Origin of the sequence: Pseudarthrobacter sp. DSP2-3-2b1 (genome assembly GCF_049895945.1) — a bacterium.
In the GTDB taxonomy this organism is placed as follows: Bacteria; Actinomycetota; Actinomycetes; order Actinomycetales; family Micrococcaceae; genus Arthrobacter.
This window is the reverse complement of the sequence record NZ_JAFCTI010000013.1, coordinates 1-20,059: the sequence shown is the minus strand read 5'-3', so window position 1 is coordinate 20,059 and position 20,059 is coordinate 1. Positions and strand designations below refer to the sequence as shown.

17 protein-coding genes and 1 riboswitch are annotated in these 20,059 nt (G+C 65.9%); of the genes, 15 read left to right on the top strand and 2 right to left on the bottom strand.

The features are described from left to right. Positions 1 to 62: 62 nt before the first annotated feature. The gene (locus ACP7AX_RS15280) at positions 63 to 695 is read right to left on the bottom strand and encodes a DUF305 domain-containing protein (RefSeq protein ID WP_426227537.1); all 633 of its coding nucleotides are present in this window, start codon (positions 693 to 695) and stop codon (positions 63 to 65) included. Positions 696 to 899: 204 nt separating this feature from the next. Further along, positions 900 to 3,002 (bottom strand): copper-translocating P-type ATPase, encoded by a 2,103-nt coding sequence (locus tag ACP7AX_RS15275; protein ID WP_426227535.1) that lies wholly within the window; start codon positions 3,000 to 3,002, stop codon positions 900 to 902. Positions 3,003 to 3,304: 302 nt separating this feature from the next. On the opposite strand from ACP7AX_RS15275, the gene ACP7AX_RS15270 reads away from it, so the two are divergent. The 15 genes from ACP7AX_RS15270 (at position 3,305) to ACP7AX_RS15200 (ending at position 19,873) form a co-directional block, all read left to right on the top strand. After that, positions 3,305 to 3,988 (top strand): PAS and ANTAR domain-containing protein, encoded by a 684-nt coding sequence (locus ACP7AX_RS15270; RefSeq protein ID WP_426227533.1) that lies wholly within the window; start codon positions 3,305 to 3,307, stop codon positions 3,986 to 3,988. 12 nt (positions 3,989 to 4,000) lie between these two features. Beyond that, positions 4,001 to 4,390 carry an ArsR/SmtB family transcription factor gene (locus ACP7AX_RS15265; protein ID WP_426227531.1) on the top strand — a complete coding sequence of 130 codons (390 nt, stop codon included), beginning with the start codon at positions 4,001 to 4,003 and terminating at the stop codon, positions 4,388 to 4,390. Then, positions 4,387 to 5,466, top strand: a complete 1,080-nt coding sequence (locus ACP7AX_RS15260; protein WP_426227529.1) for a cation diffusion facilitator family transporter — start codon at positions 4,387 to 4,389, stop codon at positions 5,464 to 5,466. Before ACP7AX_RS15265 ends, ACP7AX_RS15260 begins: the two co-directional genes overlap by 4 nt. A gap of 17 nt (positions 5,467 to 5,483) precedes the next feature. Next, a complete protein-coding gene (locus tag ACP7AX_RS15255) occupies positions 5,484 to 5,636 on the top strand; it encodes an LPXTG cell wall anchor domain-containing protein (RefSeq protein ID WP_131683775.1) in 153 nt (50 codons plus the stop codon). Between the two features lie 10 nt (positions 5,637 to 5,646). Continuing rightward, complete coding sequence (locus ACP7AX_RS15250; RefSeq protein WP_426227526.1) at positions 5,647 to 6,348, top strand: hypothetical protein; 702 nt, start codon at positions 5,647 to 5,649, stop codon at positions 6,346 to 6,348. A gap of 243 nt (positions 6,349 to 6,591) precedes the next feature. Further along, positions 6,592 to 7,533 (top strand): pentapeptide repeat-containing protein, encoded by a 942-nt coding sequence (locus tag ACP7AX_RS15245; protein ID WP_426227524.1) that lies wholly within the window; start codon positions 6,592 to 6,594, stop codon positions 7,531 to 7,533. Between the two features lie 319 nt (positions 7,534 to 7,852). Beyond that, a riboswitch (glycine riboswitch) is annotated at positions 7,853 to 7,950 on the top strand. 160 nt (positions 7,951 to 8,110) lie between these two features. Further along, positions 8,111 to 10,963, top strand: a complete 2,853-nt coding sequence (gene gcvP / locus ACP7AX_RS15240; protein WP_426227522.1) for an aminomethyl-transferring glycine dehydrogenase — start codon at positions 8,111 to 8,113, stop codon at positions 10,961 to 10,963. Between the two features lie 11 nt (positions 10,964 to 10,974). Continuing rightward, complete coding sequence (gene gcvT, locus ACP7AX_RS15235; RefSeq protein WP_426227520.1) at positions 10,975 to 12,087, top strand: glycine cleavage system aminomethyltransferase GcvT; 1,113 nt, start codon at positions 10,975 to 10,977, stop codon at positions 12,085 to 12,087. Positions 12,088 to 12,368: 281 nt separating this feature from the next. Then, the gene (gene gcvH, locus ACP7AX_RS15230; RefSeq protein WP_108598652.1) at positions 12,369 to 12,752 is read left to right on the top strand and encodes a glycine cleavage system protein GcvH; all 384 of its coding nucleotides are present in this window, start codon (positions 12,369 to 12,371) and stop codon (positions 12,750 to 12,752) included. Further along, positions 12,749 to 14,062, top strand: a complete 1,314-nt coding sequence (gene glyA, locus ACP7AX_RS15225; RefSeq protein WP_426227517.1) for a serine hydroxymethyltransferase — start codon at positions 12,749 to 12,751, stop codon at positions 14,060 to 14,062. Before gcvH ends, glyA begins: the two co-directional genes overlap by 4 nt. 57 nt (positions 14,063 to 14,119) lie before the next feature. After that, positions 14,120 to 15,529 carry an L-serine ammonia-lyase gene (locus ACP7AX_RS15220; protein ID WP_426227515.1) on the top strand — a complete coding sequence of 470 codons (1,410 nt, stop codon included), beginning with the start codon at positions 14,120 to 14,122 and terminating at the stop codon, positions 15,527 to 15,529. Between the two features lie 26 nt (positions 15,530 to 15,555). Continuing rightward, entirely contained in the window at positions 15,556 to 16,566 is a 1,011-nt protein-coding gene (lipA, locus tag ACP7AX_RS15215) for a lipoyl synthase (RefSeq protein ID WP_426227513.1), read from the top strand. Positions 16,567 to 16,604: 38 nt separating this feature from the next. Then, positions 16,605 to 17,420 (top strand): methylenetetrahydrofolate reductase, encoded by an 816-nt coding sequence (locus tag ACP7AX_RS15210; RefSeq protein ID WP_426227511.1) that lies wholly within the window; start codon positions 16,605 to 16,607, stop codon positions 17,418 to 17,420. Further along, positions 17,374 to 18,912, top strand: coding sequence for a D-serine/D-alanine/glycine transporter (gene cycA, locus ACP7AX_RS15205; protein WP_426227509.1), 1,539 nt, complete (start codon positions 17,374 to 17,376; stop codon positions 18,910 to 18,912). Before ACP7AX_RS15210 ends, cycA begins: the two co-directional genes overlap by 47 nt. 190 nt (positions 18,913 to 19,102) lie before the next feature. Next, positions 19,103 to 19,873 carry an SDR family NAD(P)-dependent oxidoreductase gene (locus ACP7AX_RS15200; protein ID WP_426227507.1) on the top strand — a complete coding sequence of 257 codons (771 nt, stop codon included), beginning with the start codon at positions 19,103 to 19,105 and terminating at the stop codon, positions 19,871 to 19,873. Positions 19,874 to 20,059 lie beyond the last annotated feature (186 nt).

The following is a 20,059-nucleotide window of genomic DNA, read 5'->3' as shown; positions in this document are numbered from 1 at the left end:
CGCGCATCAAGTGAGAGAGGGTCCGGCAAAACGGTGCATCGAGTGAGAGAGCGTCCCGGTGGTCAGAGGCCGGCGAGCAGCTCCTTCATCTCCACGATCTCCGCCGCCTGGGAGGTGACGATGTCCCGGCACAGCTCGATGGCTGCCGGGAACTTGCCCCCCGAGATCTCCTGCTCCGCCATGATGATGGCTCCTTCGTGGTGGCCGATCATCTGGGTCAGGAAGAGCCGGACCGCGTCAGTCCCGGCGGCGGCCTTGAGCTTGCTGATGCCTTCCGCGTCCACCATTCCACCCATTGAGTGGCCGGGCATGCCGCTTCCGTCCATCATCCCGGTGGGCTGGTTCCACGTCTTCAGCCAGCCCGTCATCAGCTCGATTTCGGGTGCCTGGGCGGCCTTGATCCGGGTGGCCAGGCTGGTGACCTCGGCCGGGATGTCCGGTTTGGCGTGCATGATGTCGCTCATCTCCACCGCCTGGGCATGGTGCGGGATCATCATCCGGGCGAACATGATGTCCGCCTGGTTATGGTCGGCGTTGGCGTCCGGCATCATGCTTGCCATCGGGCTCGAGCTGCCGTGATGCATGCCGGGCATGGTGTTCCCGCCGGCGGGGCCGGAGGCGGGTGTGCAGCCGGCCAGGCCGAGGGAGGCTGCCAGGGCGGCGGCGATCGAAATGCTTCTAAACTTCGTGTTCATTTGAAAGCTCCTTCAAGGTGCAAGGGGGCGCGCTGGCGACGGAATGATCCGAATGCCCGGCCGCATCGAGATGAACGTGATCCAGTGCCACTGCTGCGGCATAGTGCCCGCGGGCGCCCTGAGAGAGCGTCCGGGAAAAACCCGCAGGATGTGAGAGAGCGTCCGGGAAAAACCTGCAGGATGTGAGAGAGCGTCTGATGGTGGTCAACGGAGCTCCGCCGGGTTGAGTTTGATGCGCCGCAGCAGCTGGGCGTTGAGGGCCACCACAATCGTGGAAGCGGACATCAGGACAGCACCGGCGGCGGGGGAGAGCACCACGCCGGCGAACGTCAGGACGCCCGCGGCGAGCGGCACGGCCAGGACGTTGTAGCCGGTGGCCCACACCAGGTTCTGCCACATCTTCCGGTAGCTGGCACGGGAAAGATCCAGCATGGACAGGACGGCGCGCGGGTCGTTCCCGGCCAGCACCACGCCGGCCGATTCCATGGCCACATCGGTCCCGGCGCCGATGGCGATGCCCACCTCGGCCCGGGCCAAGGCGGGGGAGTCGTTGACGCCGTCGCCCACCATGGCCACCTTCAGGCCGCGGGCCTGCAGCTCAGCGACCTTCTTGTCCTTGTCCGCGGGGAGGACCTCGGCGAACACCTCGTCGATCTGCAGCTCTTCCGCGACCGCCTGGGCAACCTGGCGGGCGTCGCCGGTGATCATGGCCACCTTCACGCCGCGGTTCTGCAGGGCCGCCACCGCCTGCCGCGACTCAGCCCGCACAGCATCCTCGAGACTGACCGCCCCAAGTACCCGGCCGCCGTCGTCAATTACATGCAGCACCGCGGCACCGCGGTCCATCCAACCGCGCGTCGTGGCCGCCAGCGCTGAAGGCACGACGACGCCGAGCTCCCGCAGGAGCGCGGGCCCGCCGACGTGCACCGTGCGTCCGTCCACGCTGGCGAGGACGCCACGCCCGGTCAGCGAGCTGAAGCCCGTGGCGCGAGGAAGCGGAAGGTTCCGCTGGCTCGCGGCGCGGACGATCGCCCGGGCCACGGGGTGTTCGCTGTCCGATTCGACGGCGGCGGCGAGGGCCAGCAGGGCGTCCGGGTCCGTGCCCGGTGCAACCGCGATGTCTTTCAGGTCGGGCGCGCCGGTGGTCAGGGTGCCCGTCTTGTCGAAGAGCACCACGTCGATGGTGCGCATGCGTTCCAGGGCCATCCGGTTCTTGATCAGGACGCCGGCGCGGGCGGCCTGCTCGGTGGAGATGGCGATGACCAGCGGGATGGCCAGGCCCAGCGCGTGCGGGCAGGCGATCACCAGCACGGTGACGGTCCGGGTCACGGCATCCGGCACGCTGCCCAGCAGGGTCCACACGATGAAGGTGATGACGCCGGCCCCGGCGGCGAAGTAGAACAGGAACGCTGCGGCGCGGTCGGCCAGGGCCTGGGCTTTCGAGGATGAGGCCTGCGCTTCGGCCACCAACCGCTGGATCCCGGCCAGTGCGGTGTTTTCGCCGACGGCGGTGACCCGGACGCGGACGCTGTTGTCGGTGGCGACGGTCCCGGCCACCACGGAATCGCCCACGGTGCGGGGGACGGTTTTGGACTCACCGGTGATCATGGACTCGTCGAATTCGGCCTGCCCGTCCACCACGGTTCCGTCGGCCGGCATGCGGGCGCCGGAGCGGACCAGGACGTTATCGCCTTCGCGCAGTTCGGACACCGGGACGGTCTCGGTGCCGTCGGCGGTGATGCGGTCGGCTTCGTCGGGCAGCAGCGCGGCGAGGGCATCCAGGGCGCCCTGTGCCGAGCCGAGAGCCCGCATTTCAATCCAGTGCCCCAGCAGCATGATGGCCACCAGCAGCGCCAGTTCCCACCAGAAGTCCAGGTCAAAGCCGCCGATGCCCAGGCTGGTGATCCACGACGCCACAAACGCCACCGTGATGGCCATGGCGATCAGCAGCATCATGCCCGGCTGGCGGTCCTTCAGTTCGCGGACGCCGCCCTTCAGGAATGGCTGGCCGCCATAAAGGAAGATGACCGTTCCGAGCACGGGCGGGATCCAGGCCGAACCCGGGAACATGGGCGCCATGTAGCCGAGGATGTGGCCCACCATGGGGCTGAAGTAGACCACCGGGACGGACAGGACCAGCGTCAGCCAGAACCGGTTCTTGAACATGGCCGTGCTGTGGCCGGCGTGCTGGCCGTGGGTGTGGACGGCGTGGTCGTCGTCGGGGCCGTGCCCGTGCCCTGCGCGCCCGACGGCGGTGCCTCCCTCAGCGGGGATCCCGGCGTGGGCGTGGTGCTGGGTTTCTTGCATGTCAGTTCCATTCCTTCGGAGAGGATCAATGGGTGCTGGGGTTGAACGGCTGTGAAGGCTGGTGCTTGGGCGCCTGCCGGGACATACCACGTCACTGACAACACTTTGAAGATACCCCCAGGGGGTATGCAAGTCAAGGACCTTAAGCCTCTCCTGGCGCCCCGGGATCCGCAAATGAGGCCGGGCTGGCTATCAATGCGGCCGGCTTCGTGTCCATACTGGGGGATTGTTGCATTTCAGCCGCCAATGGCGGTGGCCGGATACTGTTTGGAGGCGTCCTTATGGCAAGGCTCGACAGCCCTATGACCTATTCCAGTGCCCTCGGCGACGGCCCGTGCCTGGCAGGCACTTTCCGCGCGGAGTTCCCATCGCAGACCTTGCATTGGTCAGACACGATGTTCCAGATCCACGGCTACCAGCGCGGTGAGGTGGTGCCTACGCTGGAGCTCCTGTTTTCCCACAAGCATCCCGACGACAGGCAGCGGTGCCAGGAGATCGTGGCGAAAGTCCTGCAGACCGGCGGTTATTTCTGCATGTACCACCGGATCACTGACGCGAAAGGCCAGATCCGCCATGTCCTCACCTCCGGCGATGCGATCCAGGATGAGGCTGGCAACGTGATTGCGCTGGAGGGCATCCTGCTGGACCTGTCCTCCACACTGCGGCGCGAGACAGATCAGATAGCCCGCGATGCGGTGGTCGCGGCCACCGCCACCCGCAGCATCATCGACCAGGCCCGCGGCATCCTGATGGGCAGGCTGCTGGTCGGTTCCGAGGAGGCCTTCCAGCTGCTCGTCACGCACAGCAGTCACCGCAACGTGAAGCTCGCGGCGGTGGCGGCCGAGATCCTGCGCCTGGCCGAACTGCCCGAAGGGCCTGCGGAACTGGACGCGGCCATGCAGGAAATGCAAGCCCGGGCAAGGACCGCCAAGGCCAAACATCGTGGCCGCCGGCACCACCATCTTGAATCACCTGCCCTGAAGTGACAGTATCTGCGTATGAACGCAGATATGCAGGCTTCCGACCTGGCACCCGATAGCCAGTACGTCGAGCTCGCCGTCGAAGTCTTCGCGATGCTCGCCGACGCCACCCGGGTGCGCCTGATCCTGGCCCTCCGCGAGGGTGAACTCTCCGTCAACGCGCTCGCAGGGATCGCAGGAAAATCGGGCCCGGCCGTGTCCCAGCACCTGGCCAAAATGCGGCTGGCGCGGATGGTATCCACCCGCCAGGAGGGGACCAGGGTGTTCTACCGGCTGGAGGACGGCCATGCCTGGCAACTGGTGGCCGATGCCATTCACCAGGCCGAGCACGCGCTGGGAAACGCGCCCGGGCACGGGATGGTGCCCCACGGGATGGCGCCCCACGCGCGGCCGGAGGCCGGCAAATGAGCCACCCCGTTCATGCGGAAACGGACGACGGCGGCCATCACCACGGTGAGGATGCCCACCACAACCAGGGGGACCACAGCCACGATCACCATGAGCCGCACCACGACGGACACCATCACCACGCCACCGGGTTCAAGGGCTGGCTCCAGCAGCTCTTCGTTCCGCATTCCCACGATGCCGCAGACTCCGTGGACGATGCCTTGCAGAGCAGCGCCCAGGGCATCCGCGCCGTCAAGATCTCCTTGATCGGGCTCGGCGCCACATCGCTTTTCCAGCTGGCCATCGTCCTGATCAGCGGCTCGGTGGCGCTGCTGGCCGATACGGTCCACAACTTTTCCGATGCCCTTACCGCGGTTCCGCTGTGGATCGCGTTTGTGCTCGGGCGCAGGCCGGCCTCCCGGACCTTCACCTACGGCCTGGGCAAGGCCGAGGACCTGGCGGGCCTGTTCATCGTGGCCATGATCGCCCTCTCAGCGGTGGTGGCCGCCGTCGAATCCATCAGACGCTTCTTCGAACCGCAGCCCGTTCACAACCTGGGCTGGGTGCTGGCAGCCGGCCTGGTGGGCTTTGCCGGCAACGAGATCGTGGCCATCTACCGGATCCGGGTGGGCCGCCGGATCGGCTCGGCCGCCCTTCTGGCGGACGGGATCCACGCGCGGACCGGCGGCTTCACATCGCTCGCCGTCGTCGCGGGCGTCATCGGCATCTGGCTGGGTTTCCCGCTCGCTGACCCGATTGTGGGCCTCCTCATTTCCGCTGCCATCGGCGTGCTCCTGTGGGGCACCGTCCGCGACGTCGGCCGCCGGCTACTGGACGGCGTCGATCCCGCGCTGTCGGACCGGCTCGCCGCGCTGGTCAGCGAGTACGCGCCCTCGGGAAGTTCCTCCCGGCTGCGGTGGAGCGGCCACCGCCTGCACGCCGAAATCACGGTCCCGGCCGACGGCGCTGCGCATCTGGCGGAGTTCGCCGCCGTCGCGCATTCCCTGGAAGCGAGGGCCCGCCGCTCCCTGCGCAACGTCGGCTCCGTCACCGTTATCCCAAGCGTGCGGAGCGGCGACGAGCCGGGTCCCCGCTGAAGTAATAGGCTTTCGGAATGGGAATAATCATCACACTGCTGGTCATCTGGCTTGTTCTGTCGGTCCTCGGCTTCGTCATTGAGGGCCTGCTCTGGCTCGCCGTCATCGGGCTGGTGCTCCTGGTGGCTACGGCTGCCTGGGGCTGGGTGAAGCGCAAAGCCCGGACCTGAGCCTGCCCTGATGGGCGTGGAGGAGAGCTGGGCGGGCCTCGCTCGCTGGCTAAGTGCCAACGCACCGGAGACGGCGGGCGCTGTACGGCCGCCGGCCGCCGAGCCCTTGATCCGCTTGCTGGAAGGGGACGCGCCTAACGGCTGGCCCGCCGGGCTGTCCATCCTCTACCGGCTTGCTGACGGCGCGGAACGTTCGCCGGCGGGCTATATCTACCCGCGGTATCGGCCACTTCCGCTCGAAGAAGCCGAGCGAACGCGCCACATGCTGCTGGGCATCGAGGCGCAGGTCGGTGCTGCCGCGAATGCCGAGTTCGAGCGGGAACAGAACTCCCCCCTCTACCGGAATTTGCGCGCGGTCCACCAGCCCGGCGGCGGTGTCCCTCTGCCTGAACCTCAAAAGCCCTACGACCCGGCAAAGGCTGAAGCGGACGACGCCGGCACCCGGGCTTCCTTTTTCATCCCGCCCTTCCTGCCCATCGCCGAAGACGGTTCCGGCGACTTTTTGTTTGTGGATCTCAGGGGCGGGTCCCAGCACGGCTGCGTGGGCGAGTACTTCAAGGGCGAGGCGGACTGGCGCCCCGCGATCTGGCCGTCAGTTGACGTGCTCCTGGAGGACACACTGACCAGCCTCAAAACCGGGCGGCCTGTGTTCTCCTCCAAACACTCAGTGGTGAACGGCACGCTGACATGGGAGTACGCGCCCGGCGCCTGAGGCGAGCCAAAAGCGTGCCGAGAGTGCCGCCGTCGTCCGTCCCAAACGCTCTATCACTTTAGGGCCCTTTAGGAGCAACGCTCTGGCAGTTCCCGGGGCCTCTGAGGAACGCTCTCTCACTTACGGTCCCTTTTGAAACAACGCTGTTGCAGAGTAATCTGACGGCAGTGACATTTTATTGTTCTCTGTGACCCAGAGCTCTTTCAGCGATTCCGCGTCGCTCCTTAGAGGAGCGGTGATTCTGTGCGCCCGGATTGGGGACCCCGAAAGGGAGTTCCCCTCTCGCCGGCCCTACATCGAACTCACCACTGGAAGAACAAAATGCACACAACATCAGCCAACCCTGCCGGTCCTGCCCTCGACCGTCAGTCCCTGCGCCCTGACTGCGGTAACTGCTTTGCCCTCTGCTGTACGGCCTTTGGATTCTCCCGTTCCGCAGATTTCGCCCTCGACAAGCCAGCCGGTTCGCCATGCCGGAACCTGGCGCCGGATTTCTCCTGCACCATCCACGACAGTCTGCGACCACGGGGATTTCGCGGCTGCACGGTATTTGACTGCTTCGGGGCAGGCCAAAACGTCTCCCAAGGACTCTTCGACGGAAAGAGTTGGCTTGAGCGCCCTCAGACCCGGGACGAGATGTTCTCTGCATTCAAGGCCGCCCGCCAGCTTCATGAAATGCTCTGGTATCTGGCCGAGGCTCAGGCCCGGACCTTCGATCAAGACACCTCAAGCCGTGCGGCGCAGCTCAGGAACAGGATCGAGCAAGCCCTCGGCGGCGAGCTTTCGGAACTACTTGCACTCGATATTCCGGAGCTTCACTCACAGGTGAGGTCGATGCTGATGGAGGTCAGCGAAGAGGTGCGGGCTGCGTACTTTGCCACCGGCGACGACCATCTGGACTCCGCGCTGAAGCCGGGAGCGGACCTTATGGGCAAGAATCTCAGGTCCCGCCGCTTGTGCGGGGCAGACCTCAGAGGTGCCTATCTCATTGCCGCCGATCTGCGCGGCAGTGATCTCGCGGGTGCAGACCTGCTCGGAGCGGATTTGCGGGATGCCCGGCTTGAAGGTGCCGATCTATCGAAAGCCTTGTATCTGACGCAGCCTCAGCTCAATGCCGCTTTGGGCAGCGGGGGAACTCTTCTGCCCGCGGATCTTGCAATGCCCTCGCACTGGAACAAGGCATGAGCGCCCACTGCCTCAAGTGCCAGAGCGTTCGGGAAAGAACGACGAAAGGTGCCAGAGCGTGAGGGGATAGGCGGCGGATAGTGCCAGAGCGTTCAGGAAAGAACGACAACAAGTGCCAGAGCGTCGGGGGAGAAGCGACGGGGAGTGAGAGAGGGTCCACCAAAAACGTACATCGAGTGAGAGAGCGTGTGTGGGAGAGAGGGTGGGGTGGGATGGGGATTGAGGGGGGTGTGACGATGATCCCGGCCCGGAAAATTGCGGGCGGCCCGGAACCAAGCTAAGCTGTGAGGCGTGTCACGGATGACGTGATGCATGCTTTTGATCTGCGGCGGGAGAGTTCTGCCGGTACGTTCAGCAGGCGCCGTAGGAGCAAATCCTCCCCAGGAATCTCTCAGGCCCACGTACCGCCGCGGTTAGGCAACTCTGGAAAGCAGTCCGGCAACGGGCTCACCGACGGTGCAAGCAGCACCCTGCGAACGGCAGGTGCCGCGGAAACTCTCAGGTCCAATACAGAGCGGGGAGGAACCCGAATCAATGTGGCGTACCCAGCACGCCACCTGAATTATGGAGTTCCTTCATGACAGTCCAGTCGTCCCCCACCACCTTTGCCGATCGGCATATCGGTGCCCGCCGCCAGGCCGATATCGACACCATGCTCAAGGCCGTTGGCTATGACAGTGTTGACGGCCTGGTGGACGTCGCTGTTCCCGATTCCATCCGCCAGGAGTCCCCCCTCAGCCTGGACAGCGCGCTGAGCGAAGTCCAGGTCCTCACCGAGCTCCGTAAGCTCGCGGGCAAGAACAAGACGGCTGTGCAGATGATCGGCCAGGGCTACTACGACACCGTCACTCCCGCCGTGATCCGCCGCAACATCCTCGAGGCTCCCGCCTGGTACACCGCCTACACCCCGTACCAGCCCGAAATCTCCCAAGGCCGCCTCGAGGCGCTGCTGAACTTCCAGACCATGGTCCAGGACCTCACCGGCCTCCCGGTAGCCAACGCCTCCCTGCTGGACGAAGCCACCGCCGTCGCCGAAGCAGTGCTCCTGATGCGCCGCGCCAACAAGAACAAGACCGCCAAGGACGGCAAGACGGTCCTGGACGCCGATCTCCTCCCGCAGACCATCGCCATCGTGCTGGGCCGCGCGGAAGCCCTCGGCTTCGAGGTCGAAATCGCCGACCTCTCCAACGGACTGCCCGCCGGCGACATCAACGGCATCGTCCTCCAGCAGCCCGGCGTCTCCGGCCGGGTCTGGGACCAGTCCGCAGTCATCGCAGAAGCCAAGGAACGCGGTGCCCTTGTCACCGTCGCCGCCGACCTCCTTGCCCTCACCCTCATCACCCCTCCCGGCGAGCAGGGCGCAGACGTAGCCGTCGGCTCCACCCAGCGCCTGGGCGTGCCGCTGTTCTTCGGCGGCCCGCACGCTGCCTACATGGCCGTCCGCGAAGGCATGGAGCGCACCCTCCCCGGCCGCATCGTGGGCGTCTCCAAGGACAACGCCGGCGTCCCCGCCTACCGACTGGCCCTCCAGACCCGCGAGCAGCACATCCGCCGCGAGAAGGCCACCTCCAACATCTGCACCGCGCAGGCACTGCTGGCCATCGTCTCCTCGTTCTACGCCGTCTACCACGGCCCCGACGGCCTGAAGGCAATCGCCGAAACCGTCCACAACAACACCCGCACCCTCGCAGCCACGCTGGTCAAAGCAGGCCGCGAGCTGGTCAGCGACACCTTCTTCGACACCATCACGGTCCGCGTGCCGGGCAAGGCCGCCAAGGTCATCTCTGCAGCCGAGGCCCGGGGCATCAACCTGCGCCTTATCGATGCGGACACAGTCGGCGTGTCCGTTGATGAAACCACGACGCCGGAGGTCCTCTCAGCGGTTGTCGTCGCCTTTGGCGCCGGTCCTGTTGTAGAAGCGCAGGGCTTCGAACTGCCCGAATCGGTACTGCGCACCTCCGAGTACCTGCAGCATCCGGTGTTCAACACCCACCGCTCCGAGACCCAGTTGCTCCGCTACATCCGGAAGCTCTCGGACCGGGACCTGGCACTGGACCGCACCATGATCCCGCTGGGCTCCTGCACCATGAAGCTCAACGCCACCGCGGAAATGGAAGCCATCTCCTGGCCGGAGTTCGCCTCCATCCACCCCTTCGCCCCGGACTCCCAGACCGAGGGCTGGCGCGAACTCATCAGCGGCCTCGAAGCCGACCTCGCCGAGATCACCGGGTACGACCACGTGTCCATCCAGCCGAACGCCGGCTCCCAGGGCGAACTCGCGGGCCTGCTGGCGATCCGCGGCTACCACCACTCCCGCGGAGACCAGCAGCGCAACGTCTGCCTGATCCCGGCCTCGGCGCACGGCACCAACGCCGCCTCAGCCGTCCTGGCGGGAATGAAGGTTGTTGTGGTGGCCACGGCCGCTGACGGCACCATCGACCACGCAGACCTGCAGGCCAAGATCGAGACGCACAAGGACGTCCTCTCGGCCATCATGATCACCTACCCGTCCACCCACGGCGTGTATGACGCCGATGTCCGGGAAGTCTGCGACGCCATCCACGCCGCGGGCGGCCAGGTCTACGTTGACGGTGCCAACCTCAACGCGCTGGTGGGCCTGGCCCAGCCGGGCAAGTTCGGCGGTGACGTCTCGCACCTTAACCTGCACAAGACCTTCTGCATCCCGCACGGCGGCGGCGGACCCGGCGTGGGCCCGGTGGCAGCGAAGGCACACCTGGCACCGTTTATGCCGGGCGATGCAAACAAGGCAGCGCACGAGGAAGGCCACGGCGTCGCGATTTCCGCATCGCGGTTCGGCTCTGCAGGAGTGCTCCCGATCTCCTGGGCCTATGTGAAGATGATGGGCGGCGAGGGCCTCACCGAAGCCACCAAGTCCGCGCTGCTCGCAGCCAACTACATCGCCGCCCGCCTCAACGAGTACTTCCCGGTCCTCTACACCGGCGAGGGCGGGCTCGTGGCGCACGAGTGCATCCTGGACCTCCGCGAGCTGACCGCGAAAACCGGTGTCACGGCTGAGGATGTGGCCAAACGCCTCATCGACTTCGGTTTCCACGCCCCCACGCTGTCCTTCCCGGTCGCCGGGACGCTGATGGTGGAGCCCACCGAATCCGAGGACGTCGCCGAGATCGATAGGTTCATCGAGGCGATGATCACCATCCGCAAGGAAATCGACCAGGTCGCCGCCGGCGACTTTGCGGTGGCTGATTCCCCGCTGCGCCACGCACCCCACACGGCAGCCGCCGTCGTGACTTCCGACTGGGACCGTTCCTACCCCCGCGAGCAGGCCGCCTTCCCGGTGCACACGCTCCGTCAGGACAAGTACTTCCCGCCCGTTGGCCGCATCGACGGCGCGGCTGGAGACCGTAACCTTGTCTGCTCCTGCCCGCCGCTCTCCGAATTCGAAAACTGAAGGGTCCCGTCATGACTGAGAAGTACACCGCTCTCTACGAAGAGCACAAGAAGCTCGGCGCTTCCTTCACCGACTTCGGTGGCTGGCAGATGCCGCTTAAGTACAGCTCCGAGCTGGCCGAGCACCACGCGGTCCGCAAGGCGGCAGGCCTGTTCGACCTCTCCCACATGGGCGAAGTCTGGGTCACCGGCCCCGAGGCCGGCGCCTTCCTGGACTACGCCCTGGTGGGCAAGCTCTCCGCGGTGGCGGACGGCAAGGCCAAGTACTCGCTGATCTGCAACCCCGACGGCGGCATCATCGATGACCTGATCGTCTACCGTTTTGGGGACGAGAAGTACTTGGTGGTCCCCAACGCGGGCAACGCACCCACCGTGGCCGCTGCCCTGGCCGAGCGCGCAGCCAACTTCGACGTCACCGTCAAGGACGTTTCCGCTGAGACGTCGCTGGTTGCCGTCCAGGGTCCGAAGGCCGAGGCCATCCTGCTGAAGCTGACGGCGGAGGCCCAGCACGCGTTGATCACGGACCTGAAGTACTACGCGTTCAACGAGCCCACCATCGCCGGTCATGACGTCATCCTGGCCCGCACCGGCTACACCGGCGAGGACGGCTTTGAGCTGTTCATCCCGAACGACGCCGCCGCTGACCTGTGGGCGAAGGTCGCCGAGGCAGGGGAAGAGTTCGGCATCGTCCCGTGCGGCCTTGCCTCCCGCGACTCGCTCCGCCTCGAAGCCGGCATGCCGCTCTACGGCAACGAGCTTTCGCTCGAGCGTTCACCATTCGACGCCGGCCTCGGCCCCGTCGTCGCGCTCAAGTCCAAAGAAGGCGACTTCGTGGGCCGCGCCGCGCTCGAAGCCGTCAAGGAGGCCGGTCCCAAGCAGAAACTCGTGGGACTCAAGGGCCTCGGACGGCGTGCCGGCCGCGGCCACTACCCGGTCCTCAAGGACGGCGTCCAGGTGGGCGAAGTGACCTCCGGCCAGCCCTCACCCACGCTTGGCTACCCGGTGGCCTTGGCCTACGTCGACATCGAGCACACCGAAATCGGCACCGCCCTGGACATCGATCTGCGCGGCAAGGCAGAGCCGTTCGAAGTCGTCGCCCTCCCGTTCTACAAGCGCGCAAAGTAACGTCCGGTTCCGTTGGCCCGTCGGGTCCGACCTCCTCTGCATGCTCGGTCGCGAAGACGCCCGCTGGGCGGACGTGACGCTCCCTTAGACGCATGCTGCCGGAGGCCGGACCCGAAGGGGCCCACCACCCCGGACGCTCTCTCACTTGATGCACGTTTTAGGCCGACGCTCTCTCACTTGATGTGGGAACCAACCCGACGCTCTCTCACTTGATGTGGGGTTCGAACGGACGCTCTCTCACTTACTTACCGACCACCCACCAAACTTAAGGAAACACACACATGGCTAAGGTTGCCGCTGAACTGAAGTACTCCGTCGAACACGAGTGGATCTCCACGGATGGCGACGGTCCGTCCGTGATTGGCGTGTCCGCTGTGGCCGCTGAGGCATTGGGGGACATCGTGTACGTTGACCTGCCCGAGGTTGGCTCCACTGTGACTGCGGGGGAGACCTGCGGCGAGATTGAGTCCACCAAGTCGGTTTCGGACCTGTACTCCCCGGTCACCGGCGAGGTCACGGAGATCAATGACGACGCCGCCGCCGATCCCGCGCTGATCAACAGCGACCCCTACGGCGCAGGCTGGCTCTTCAAGGTCTCCGTGACTGAAGAGGGCCCGCTGCTGTCCGCCCAGGAATACGCCGAAGCAAACGGCGGCGAACTGTGAGCGCGGCGGCAGCAACAACCAAAACCTTCGAGCAGGTCATCTCCCCGTCCCTGGACGCGGACCTGAGCGAGCTGGACCCGGAGATCGCCGTCAAGCTCGACGACGAACTCACCCGCCAGCGCAACGGCCTTGAGATGATCGCCTCGGAGAACCACACCGCCGTCGCCGTTATGCAGGCGCAGGGCTCGGTGCTGACCAACAAGTACGCCGAGGGTTACCCGGGCAAGCGATACTACGGCGGCTGCGAGCACGTGGACGTCACCGAGCAGCTGGCCATCGACCGGGTCAAGGCCCTGTTCGGCGCCGAGTTCGCGAACGTGCAGCCGCACTCCGGCGCCCAGGCCAACGCCTCGGTGATGCACGCGCTGATCAAGCCGGGCGATACCATCATGGGCCTGAACCTGGCCCACGGCGGGCACCTGACCCACGGCATGAAGATCAACTTCTCCGGCAAGCTCTACAACGTGGTCCCGTACCAGGTCCGCGAGGACACCCACACGGTGGACATGGCCGAGGTGGAGCGCCTGGCGCTGGAGCACAAGCCACAGCTGATCGTGGCCGGCTGGTCCGCGTACGCCCGGCAGCTGGACTTCGCCGAGTTCCGCCGCATCGCGGACCTCGTCGATGCGTACCTGATGGTGGACATGGCGCACTTCGCCGGTCTGGTGGCAGCAGGCCTGCACCCGAGCCCGGTGCCGCACGCCCACGTCACCACCTCCACCACGCACAAGACCCTCGCCGGTCCGCGCGGCGGCATCATCCTCTCCAACGATCCCGCCATCGCCAAGAAGATCAACTCGGCAGTGTTCCCGGGCCAGCAGGGCGGGCCGCTGGAGCACGTCATCGCCGGCAAGGCCGTGGCCTTCAAGATCGCCGCATCGCCGGAGTTCAAGGAGCGCCAGGAGCGTGTGCTGCTCGGTGCCCGCGTCCTGGCCGAGCGCCTGGTCCAGCCGGACGTCACGGCCAAGGGGATCAACGTGATTTCCGGCGGCACCGATGTGCACCTGGTCCTGGTTGACCTGCGCAACTGCGAGCTGAACGGCCAGCAGGCCGAGGACCGCCTCGCCGCGATCGACATCACCGTAAACCGCAACGCCGTCCCGTTCGATCCGCGCCCGCCGATGGTGACCTCCGGTCTCCGCATCGGCACCCCGGCGCTGGCCACCCGCGGGTTCGGCGAGGCTGCCTTCCGTGAAGTTGCGGACATCATCGCCGAGGCATTGACGGCCGACGCCGGCGCGGACCTTTCGGGGCTGCGTCACCGCGTAGAGGCACTCGCCGCTGCGCACCCGCTGTACCCGGGGCTGTAGCCCCTTCCGGCAGGACCATCTGCCGGAACCACTGCTTGACCTAGTTAGGAACCTCAAATGGCCGTTGGTGTCTTTGATCTGTTTTCGATCGGGATCGGACCGTCGAGCTCGCACACTGTGGGCCCGATGCGTGCTGCTGCGGTGTTCGCCGAGGAGCTGAAGTCCTCGGGTGCGCTGCCGAAGGTGGCCGGGCTGCGGGTTGACCTGTACGGGTCGCTCGCGGCCACGGGCCATGGCCACGGCACCATGACGGCCATCCTGCTCGGCCTGGAGGGGTTCCACCCCGAGAAGATCCTGCCGGCGGAGGTGGAGGAGCGGTTGGCCACAATCGCGGAGACCGGGACCCTCAACCTGGCCGGCGCCGGCGGGGAGGGTGTGCCGCTGCCGTACGGCGTCACGGACATCATCCTGCGCCCGCTGACCATCCTGCCGCGCCACACCAACGGCATGACGTTCACTGTCACGGACAAAGACGGCGAACCCCTCCACAAGGCCACGTTCTTCTCCGTGGGTGGCGGCTTCATTGTCCGCGAGGGCGAGGAGGACGCGGCCCTGCAGGAGCTCGACGAGTCCAAGAAGGAGCTGCCGCTGCCGTTCCGGACCGCTGCCGAGCTGCTGGGCCGGTGCCAGTCCAAGGGCCTGTCCATCGGTGAGGTGATGTTCGTGAACGAGCGCGCCTCCCGCTCGGAGGAGGAGATCCGCGAAGGCCTGCTGCACATCTACTCCGTCATGGAGGAGTGCGTGCAGGTCTCCCTCAAGCGCGAAGGTTTGCTGCCCGGGGGACTGAAGGTCCGCCGTCGTGCGCCAGACTGGCATGAGCGGCTCGAAAAGGAAGACAAGGACCGGGACCCCAAGTACTGGCAGGAATGGGTGAACCTGATCGCCCTGGCCGTGAACGAGGAGAACGCGTCCGGCGGCCGCGTGGTCACCGCGCCCACTAACGGTGCGGCCGGAATCATCCCGGCAGTCCTGTACTACGCGCTGCACTTCGCGCCCGGCATGGACAAGGCAACGCAGGAAGACCGCGACGACGTGGTGGTCAAGTTCCTGCTCACCGCCGCCGCCATCGGGGTGCTGTACAAGGAACAGGCGTCCATTTCCGGGGCCGAGGTGGGCTGCCAGGGCGAGGTGGGATCGGCGTCGTCGATGGCGGCCGGAGCACTCGCCGAGGTCATGGGCGGCACGCCTCAGCAGGTGGAAAACGCGGCCGAAATCGCGATGGAACACAACCTGGGCCTGACGTGCGATCCGATCGGCGGGCTGGTCCAGGTCCCGTGCATCGAACGGAACGCGATCGCCGCGGCCAAGGCCATCAACGCCGCGAAGATGGCGCTCTGGGGCGACGGGACACACCGGGTATCGCTGGACGAGGTCATTGTGACCATGCGCGAAACCGGCAAGGACATGTCCTCCAAGTACAAGGAAACGGCCATGGGCGGCCTCGCCGTCAACGTGGTCGAATGCTAGCCGCAATGCTAAGGGAAGAGAACTAAATGACACTGGCACCAGAAGGCCGCAAGCTGCTCCGGGTTGAGCAGCGTAACTCGGCGGTTCCCGTGGAGCGGAAGCCTGAGTGGATCAAGGCGAAGGTCCAGATGGGGCCGGAGTATGTGCAGCTGAAGAACCTGGTCAAGAAGGAGGGCCTGCACACGGTGTGTGAGGAGGCCGGCTGTCCCAACATTTTTGAGTGCTGGGAGGACAAGGAGGCCACGTTCCTGATTGGCGGGTCCGAGTGCACCCGGCGGTGTGATTTCTGCCAGATTGATACGGGCAAGCCGTCCCCGGTGGACATGTTCGAGCCCACGAAGGTGGCCCGCTCGGTCCTGGCGATGCAGCTGCGCTACGCCACGGTCACGGGGGTGGCCCGGGATGACCTCGCCGATGAGGGTGTCTGGCTGTACGCGGAGACGGTGGGGAAGATCCATGAGCTGAACCCGGGCACCGGTGTGGAGCTGCTGATCCCTGACTTCTCCGGCAAACCCGAGCACATCGCGGCGATCTGCGATTCAAAGCCTGAGGTGTTCGCGCACAACGTGGAGACGGTCCCGCGGATTTTCAAGCGGATCCGGCCGGCGTTCCGGTATGAGCGGTCCCTTGATGTGATCACCCAGGGCCGGGCCCTGGGGATGGTGACCAAGTCCAACCTGATCCTGGGCATGGGTGAGACCCGCGAGGAAATCTCCGAAGCGTTGCGGGACCTGCATGAGGCGGGGTGTGACCTGATCACCATCACCCAGTATCTCCGCCCAAGTGAGCGGCACCTGCCGGTGGACCGCTGGGTCAAGCCGCAGGAGTTCGTGGACCTCCAGGACGAGGCCACCGAGCTCGGCTTCCTCGGCGTCATGTCCGGCCCGTTGGTCCGGTCCTCGTACCGGGCGGGCCGGCTGTGGGCCACCGCGATGCGGAAGAAGGGCTGGGAAATCCCGGCCGAGCTCGCCCACATCGAGTCCTCCGGCAGCACCCGCCAGGAAGCCAGCTCACTGCTCGCAGCCCGGGCCAGCTAAGCGGCCGGCCACCAAGCGATACCCAGAAAGGACCAAAGATGTTCCCCACGAGAATCGAAATCGTCCCGTCAACAGGGATCGTTGAGCAGGTCCGCGCCCACGTTCCGTTGAGCACCACGCTCACCGTGACCTGCCTGCCGCACCACGGCGTCGAGCGGACCGTCAGGAAGGCGGTGGAGCTGGCAGACCTCGGGTACACCGTCATCCCGCACCTCGCGGCCCGCAGCATCCACGACCGCGCCGAGATGACCCGGATCATGCGCGAGTGCGATTCCGCCGGCATCCGCGAGGTGTTCGTGATCGGCGGCGACAGGAAACAGCCCGCCGGCACCTACGAAGAGGCCCTCCCGCTGCTCGAGGACATCGCGCAGTACACCGGCGGCCGGATGCGCGCGGGCATCGCCGGATACCCGGAAGGCCACCCGAAGGTGCAGCCCCTGGACCTGCTCGATGCCCTGCTGGCCAAGCAGCACCTGGCCACGTCCATCGTCACCCAGATGTGCTTTGCCGCGCCCAAAATCAGCGACTATGCGGCGCTTCTGCGCCGTGAAGGCGTCCAGCTGCCCGTCTGGGCGGGCGTGGCGGGGTCCGTCCCGCGGACCAAACTGGTCTCACTGGCCACGCAGATCGGTGTCGGAAGTTCCCTGAAGTTCCTCAGCGGGAAGGGACCACTGGCGCGCAAGCTGCTCAGCGGTGACCGCTACTCGCCCGCCACCCTGGTGGCCGAGCTGAAAAGCAATAACAACCAAGCCGGCACCATCGCCGGCATCCATCTTTACAGCTTCAACAACCTCGATGCGGTCCCCAATGAAGCGGGCCCCGCATCTTCCCCCGCAGCACTCCAGCAGCATTAACCCGAGGAGCAAGCACGTGAGCAGTAAAACCACCACCGCCGAGGCGCCGCACCTTGAACGGCAGCTCAGCAACCGCCACATCCAGCTGATCGCCATTGGCGGCGCCATCGGCACGGGCCTGTTCATGGGCTCCGGCAAAACCATTTCCGCGGCCGGCCCGTCCGTCATCTTCGTCTACATGATCATCGGCTTTATGCTGTTTTTCGTCATGCGGGCCATGGGCGAACTGCTCCTGTCCAACCTGCACTACAAGTCCTTCAGCGATTTCGCCGCGGACCTGCTGGGCCCCTGGGCCGGCTTCTTCACCGGCTGGACCTACTGGTTCTGCTGGGTCATCACCGGTATCGCGGACGTGATCGCCATCGCCGCCTACTCCGAGGAACTGTGGCCGGGCGTGCCGCTGTGGATCCCGGGCATCGCCACCGTGATCATCCTCCTGGTCCTGAACCTCGCAACGGTGCGGGCGTTCGGAGAGACCGAGTTCTGGTTCGCGCTGATCAAGATCATTGCCATCGCGGCGCTGATCATCGTGGGCCTGTTCATGATCTTCAGCGGTTTCCAGTCCGACGCCGGCCCTGCCACCTTCACGAACCTGTGGAGCCACGGCGGATTCTTCCCTAATGAGTTCATGGGTTTTGTGGCCGGCTTCCAGATCGCCGTGTTCGCGTTCGTGGGGATCGAACTGGTGGGCACCACCGCCGCGGAGGCCAAGGATCCGGAGAAGAACCTGCCCAAGGCCATCAACTCCATCCCCATCCGCGTGCTGCTGTTCTACGTGGGCGCCCTGATCATCCTCATGTCGGTCACGCCGTGGACCCAGTTCCAGGCCGGCCAGAGCCCGTTCATCGCCATGTTCTCCCTGGCCGGCCTCGGCGCCGCAGCCACCGTGGTGAACCTGGTGGTGCTCAGCTCGGCCATGTCCTCGGCCAACTCCGGGATTTACTCCACCTCGCGCATGGTCTACGGCCTGGCCCAGGAGGGCGACGCCCCGTCAGTCTTCAACCGCCTGTCCCGCCGCAAGGTCCCGCAGAACGCCCTGTTCCTCTCGTGCATCCTGCTGCTCTCCGGCGTGATCCTCATGTACGCGGGCTCGGACATCGGCAAGGCGTTCGACATGGTCACCACCGTGGCCGCTGTCTGCTTCGTGTTTGTCTGGTCCATCATCCTGGCCAGCTACCTCAAATTCCGGACCCGCCGCCCGCACCTGCACGAGGCCTCCAAGTTCAAGATGCCCGGCGGCATCCCCATGGTGTGGCTGGTGTTCGCGTTCTTCGCGTTTGTGCTCTGGGCGCTGACCACGCAGCCGGACACGCTCCTGGCACTCCTGGTCACGCCCCTCTGGTTCGTGATGCTCGGCGTCGCTTGGTTCATCATCCGCAAGCGCCCGTCCCACCTGACCCGCTACGCCGAGTTCCAGCGGGACCTCGCCGGCGAGCAGGTGGCGGCAGAGGAGCGGGCAGCTGGGCGTGAGAAGGCATTGCGGGAAAGCTAGGAACGGGTAATGCCCGACGGCGGCAGGACGGTGAGTCTGCGCTGACACTTCCGCGGGGCCCGGCCAGTTGCAAGCAGATTCTGCTGCGCAGAAATATGCAAATGCATGGAATTTGGGCTGTTGGGAGTAGGTTGAAGTTAGTAGCTGCCCAACCAGACAGCCACATTTGCCGAGAGAAAGCAGAGCCAACATGACGTTCCCAGTTCTTCAGGACAAGGTCGCGATTGTTACCGGTGCAGCCATGGGCATGGGGGAGGCGACTGCCAAGCTCTTCGCCGAAGCCGGCGCCAAGGTGGTTGTTGCTGACTTCAACGAGGAAAAGGGCCGGGAGACTGTCCAGGCCATCGAGGCTGCCGGCGGCACTGCGTTCTTCGTGAAGGTGGACATCTCCAAGGGCGATCAGGTCAAGGCCATGGTGGAGGCGACCGTTGAGAAGTATGGCCGCCTGGACGTTGCGGTGAACAACGCCGCCCTGACCCCGGACAACGCCCCGTTGCATGAACTCGACGAGGAGTACTGGGACCGGCTGATGGGTGTTGACCTCAAGGGCACTGCCCTCTCGCTCAAGTACGAGCTCATCCAGCTCCGGAAGCAGGGCACCGGCGGATCGATCATCAACATCTCCTCGGTCAGCGGTTTCCGTCCGCAGCCAAACAACGCCGCCTACGTCGCCGCAAAGCACGGCGTAGTGGGCCTGACCAAGGTGGCTGCACTGGAAAACGGTGCTGAGAACATCCGGGTGAACTCTGTCGCGCCAGGAGCCATCGATACCCCGATGCTCCGGGGAGCCCTCGAAGCAACAGGCATCGATCCGGAAGAGTTTGCGCCGCAGCTGAGCCTGCTGAACCGGTTCGGGCAGGCAGACGAGATTGCCCAGGCAAGCCTGTGGCTGGCCTCCGATCAGTCCTCCTACGTCACCGGGACCACCATCCACGCGGACGCTGGCTACACAAGCCGGTAGGCGCGCACCAAGAAGCGGGGGGGGGGGGGGGTTATAAAATAAACCCCCCCCCCGGGGGGGGGGCGGGGGGGGGGGCCCCCACGGCGGCGAGGGCCCCGCGGCGAAGCGAAGCGAGACGTGGGAGCCGGTGGGTGGGCCCACGGCGGCGAGGGCCCCGCGGCGAAGCGAAGCGAGACGTGGGAGCCG